2 protein-coding genes are annotated in these 1182 nt (G+C 71.7%); one reads left to right on the top strand and one right to left on the bottom strand.

Going from position 1 to position 1182, the window contains the following annotated elements; translation table 11 throughout:
• The first annotated feature begins 132 nt into the window (after positions 1–132).
• Positions 133–627, top strand: coding sequence for an SUKH-3 domain-containing protein (locus AOK08_RS41900; protein ID WP_055535823.1), 495 nt, complete (start codon positions 133–135; stop codon positions 625–627).
• Between the two features lie 67 nt (positions 628–694).
• On the opposite strand, the gene AOK08_RS41895 is transcribed toward AOK08_RS41900, so the two are convergent.
• Positions 695–1182 (bottom strand): ATP-binding protein (locus AOK08_RS41895; RefSeq protein ID WP_338400177.1); only part of this gene is annotated, 488 nt, incomplete at its 5' end.

The raw sequence follows: 1182 nt of genomic DNA, 5'->3' as shown, positions 1-1182 counted from the left end.
AAGAGACCACCCGACAGACCCCATCGCACGACGGCGCCGCACCAGGCAGGAAACGCAACACACGCAGCACACTCATCACCCGCGACACACGCCCGCTCGCGCCGGCCCATGAACTCGACGATCGAAGGGCAGATGCACACAGACCGCACCTCCACCACCCGCTTCTCCGTGGCCGTCGACGCCGCACTGCGCGCCGCCGGCTGGCAGCCCGGCCGCTGGGACATAAAGCAGGCCGAGATCTGGGCCGACGTCCTGCGCGGCCACATCTCCCCCGCAGGACACGTCCACGCCGTCTTCCCGGCCGCCGTGGAAGCCTGGGCGGAGTTCGGCGGCCTGCACATCAAACCCCCCGGCACCGGCCGCCAGGTCGCCCCCACCGCCATGCACCTCAACCCCCTGCACGGCCTCCACATGGCCCGCACCCTCGCCGACCTCGGCCGCGCCCTCGACACCGAGGTCTGCCCCCTCGGCGAGGAACCCGAGACCCAGTCCCTGCTGGCCATCGACACGGCCGGCCACGTCTACGCCCTCGACCACACCGGCGACTGGTACCTCGGCGCCGACGTCGACCAGGCCCTGGCCACCCTGGTCACCGGCCTGGAACCCGTACGCCTGACACCGCCCTAGCGGGCAAGCCGGTCGCTCATGTGCCCCAGGGCCTGACCCGACCTGAACTGACCTGAACTGAACTGACCTATGTGGGAATGACCGCCGACACCCGGAACCCCCCGGCCTCCGTCGGCCCGGACACGAAGACACCGCCCAGCGCGGCGACCCGCTCCTTCATCCCGAGCAGACCGTTGCCACCGGACGGAAACAGCGCCGAGGAGGCCGACGCCGGCTCGGGTGGTGGCTCGTTCTCCACCTGCATGGCGATCTCGTCGCCCCGATGCGCCAGCCGTACGTGCGTCTTCGCGCCCGCCGCGTGCTTGTGGACGTTCGTCAACGCCTCCTGCACCACCCGGTACGCGGTCTGCTCCACCATCGCGCCGTACAACCGCGCGTCCCCCTCGACCGACAGCGCCACGACCATCCCGGCGGCCGCCGACTGCCCGATCAACTCCTCCAGCTCGGACAGACAAGGCCCGTCCCCCGGACCCTCACCACCACCACCGCCGCCGACCTCGGTGGCACGGGAGGCAGCCACCGCGGCGGCCACCCCCACCGCCGCCAACGGCACCC

The sequence above is a fragment of the Streptomyces graminilatus genome, from assembly GCF_001418565.1.
GTDB classification, from domain to species: Bacteria; Actinomycetota; Actinomycetes; order Streptomycetales; family Streptomycetaceae; genus Streptomyces; species Streptomyces graminilatus.
Note: the sequence above shows the minus strand (reverse complement) of the source record. Positions and strands in the feature narration are given on the sequence as shown.